At 73.4% G+C, this 3,141-nt stretch carries 3 protein-coding genes; 2 read left to right on the top strand and 1 reads right to left on the bottom strand.

From position 1 onward, the window contains the following. Both D7V80_RS40545 and D7V80_RS43790 read left to right on the top strand, forming a co-directional pair. Positions 1–680, top strand: a 680-nt coding sequence (locus tag D7V80_RS40545; RefSeq protein WP_147439772.1) for a response regulator transcription factor, incomplete at its 5' end; no start/stop codon positions are given. Next, complete coding sequence (locus D7V80_RS43790) at positions 680–2,095, top strand: HAMP domain-containing sensor histidine kinase (protein WP_120593103.1); 1,416 nt, start codon at positions 680–682, stop codon at positions 2,093–2,095. The genes D7V80_RS40545 and D7V80_RS43790, both read left to right, overlap by 1 nt. Before the next feature lie 34 nt (positions 2,096–2,129). On the opposite strand, the gene D7V80_RS40535 is transcribed toward D7V80_RS43790, so the two are convergent. After that, entirely contained in the window at positions 2,130–2,963 is an 834-nt protein-coding gene (locus tag D7V80_RS40535) for a carboxypeptidase regulatory-like domain-containing protein (RefSeq protein WP_120593102.1), read from the bottom strand. Positions 2,964–3,141: the final 178 nt, after the last annotated feature.

Here is a 3,141-nt window from a genome sequence, read left to right as displayed (position 1 = left end):
TGCCCACCCGCGTCCTGCTCATCGATGACGACACCCGGATGTTCGAGCTGCTCGCGGAGTACCTCGGGCAGAACGGCATCACCGTCAGCCACGCGCCCGACGGGGGCCGCGGGCTGGCGGCGCTGGAGGCGAACGCCTACGACGCCGTGCTCCTGGACGTGATGATGCCGGGCATGGACGGCCTGGAGGTGTGCAAGCGCATCCGGGCGAAGAGCCGCATCCCGGTGCTGATGCTCACCGCCAAGGGCGACGAGACGGACCGCGTGGTGGGGCTGGAGCTGGGCGCGGACGACTACCTGCCCAAGCCCTTCGGCCCGCGCGAGCTGCTCGCCCGCCTGCGCGCGGTGCTGCGGCGGGCGCAGCCGGCGGCGGTGGCGGACCGGATTGAGTCGAGCGGGGTCTCCATCGACGTGTCCGGGCGCGAGGTGAAGGTGGAGGGGCGCGCGGTGGAGCTGACGGGCCTGGAGTTCGACCTGCTGCTCGCGCTGGTGCGCAGGGCGGGCCGGGTGATTCCCCGCGACGCGCTCCTGGGCGAGGCGGGCCGCAACGACACGGTGGTGAGCGAGCGCACGGTGGACGTGCACATCTCCCACCTGCGCCAGAAGCTGGGGGACGTGGGCACGCGCCTCATCAAGACGGTGCGCGGCGTGGGCTACGTCTTCGCCAAGGAGGGCGCCTGATGGGCTGGGGCCACCGCCACTGGCCGCCTCCCCCCGAGGACGGGCCCTGCGGGCCGGAGCTGCGGCGGAGGTTCGGCCGCCACGCCCAGGCCCACGCCCGCCGCCGGCGCATGTTCCACCTGGGCCGGCTGGGCTCCTACGTGCAGGCGCGGCTGCGGCGGCGGCTGTTCGTCATGTTCGGGCTCACCATCCTGGTGACGGTGCTGGTGGTGTGGTCGGTGATGAACCTGACCGGCGGCAACGGCTGGCGGCAGGAGACGGAGCGCATCCGCACGTTCGTGGGTCACCAGTTCGCGGACGTGTGGGACGCACCCTCCGAGCGCGACGCCCTGATGCGGAGCATCTCCGACGACCTGGACGTGGACGTCGTGCTGACGGACCTGTCCGGCGCGGTGGTGGCCCGGGGCGGCGCTCCGTGCTCGAAGCCGGACGCGACCCTCCCGGTGATGCGGCAGGACACGCAGCTGGGGTCCTTGCAGGCCTGCTATCTCCAAGCCCGCTCGCGGGGCCCCTGGCGCGCCGTGCTGCCGCTGGGCATCGCGGTGCTGGTGCTGTGGACGGCGGCGGGCGGCATCTCGTTCCGGCTGGCGCGGCCGGTGGACACGCTGGTGAAGGCCACGCAGGAGCTGGGCGAGGGCCGGCTGGGCGCGCGGGCGAGCCTGGACCGCCACGCCACCGGCGAGTTCGCGGTGCTCGCCGAGTCCTTCAACGACATGGCGGCGCGCATCGAGAAGCAGCTGGCGGATCAGCGCGAGCTGCTGGCGGCGGTGTCGCACGAACTGCGCACGCCGCTGGCGCGGCTGCGGGTGCTGACGGAGCTCCTGCGCGACGGCGGGGGCAACCCGCGCACGTTGGACCAGGTGGACCGCGAGGTGGTGGAGCTGGACGCGCTGGTGGGCGAGCTGCTGGCCAGCTCCCGCCTGGACTTCGGGCAGCTCACGCCCAAGGCGCTGGAGGCGGGCGTGCTCGCGGCGCAGGCGCTGGAGCGCGTGGGGCTGTCCGCGACGCTGCTCCAGCCGGAGACGGACGACATGGCGCTGATGGCGGACGCGACGCTGCTGGGCCGGGCGTTGGTGAACCTGCTGGACAACGCGCGCAAGCACGGCGTGGGCGTGGAGGCGCTGCGCATCCAGGAGCACGGGAAGGAGCACCTGGCCTTCAGCGTGGAGGACCGGGGCCCGGGCCTGCTGCCCGGCGAGGAGAAGCGCATCTTCCAGCCGTTCTACCGCAAGGACCGGGGCGGCGAGGCGCGCGAGGCCGGCTCGCTGGGGCTGGGGCTCGCGCTGGTGCAGCGAATCGCCAAGGCCCACGGCGGTGAGACCTTCGCGGAGAACCGGCCCTCCGGCGGCGCGCGCGTGGGCTTCACGGTGCGCAAGGCCGGACCGCCAGGGCCCTCGTCGAACACCCACGGGTGAAGGGGCCGCGCGAGCAGCCCCCTCCCCTTGCGGCCTACTGCTTCGCCTGCGCGTCCGTCGCGGCGAAGGAGAACGTCGCCTCCGCGGGCGCGCCGTCCTTCACGGTGACTTCCGCCGTCTTCGTGCCCAGCGTCTCGTGCCACGCCTCCAGCGTGTACGTGCCCGCGGGCAGGCCCGTCAGCGTGAAGGCGCCGTCCGCGCCGGTGGTGGCGAAGTACGGGTTGGGGTTGCTCACCACGTAGGCCGTCATCCACGGGTGCACGTCGCACTTGAGGCGCATCACCTCCGAGTCCGTGGGCATCGGCTTCTGCACCGGCGCGCCCATGGGCGGCTGCGCCACGTTGAACAGGGGCTTCGTGCCCACCACGCCGCGCACGTTGTGCAGCGTGCCGTCGCTGTTCTTGAACACCACCTGCTGGCCCGCCACCGCGCCCTGCACGCGCGGCACGTAGGTGCACTTGGACTGGTCCACCTCCACCGGCGTGGACGGCGCCGCGGGCGCACCCGCGACCGGCCCCTTCACGCGCACCAGCACGTTCTGGAGCTTGCCGTCCTTCACCAGCACGGTCTGCTCCTTCTCCGGCCGCCCGTCACACGCGGGGTCCACGCTGGGCGCCAGGTCCGCCATCACCGGCGGCGTGCCGGTGAACGACACCGTGCCCTTCACCACGCCGTTGCCCGCGGGCGCCGCCGGGGCCGCCGCCTCGCCCGTCCCCGCTCCCGCCGTGGGAGCCGGAGGCACGGCCTGCTGCGTGGGGGCCGCCGGAGCCGCGGCGGGGGGCGTGGGTGCATCCTCCTTCTTGCACGCGGGCAGGGCCAGCAGCCCCGCGACACCGACCATCGACAAGCCAAACAGACGCAGCTTCATGAGGCGGTCTCCTCTGGAGGATTCTTCGTGATGCGGTGCCCGCCGTCGTAGTGGAAGGCACCGGGCAAGTCCACCGACACACGGTTCGCGACTACTCGCGGCGGCTCACGCTGAACGCGGCCAGCCCCACGAACACCGCCGCGAACGCCAGCAGCGCGGGCACCTCCCACCCCACCGT

It is taken from the genome of Corallococcus sp. CA054B, from assembly GCF_003611625.1.
GTDB classification, from domain to species: domain Bacteria; phylum Myxococcota; class Myxococcia; order Myxococcales; family Myxococcaceae; genus Corallococcus; species Corallococcus coralloides.
The sequence above is the reverse complement of the archived record's forward strand: the minus strand, read 5'-3'. Positions and strand labels throughout refer to the sequence as shown.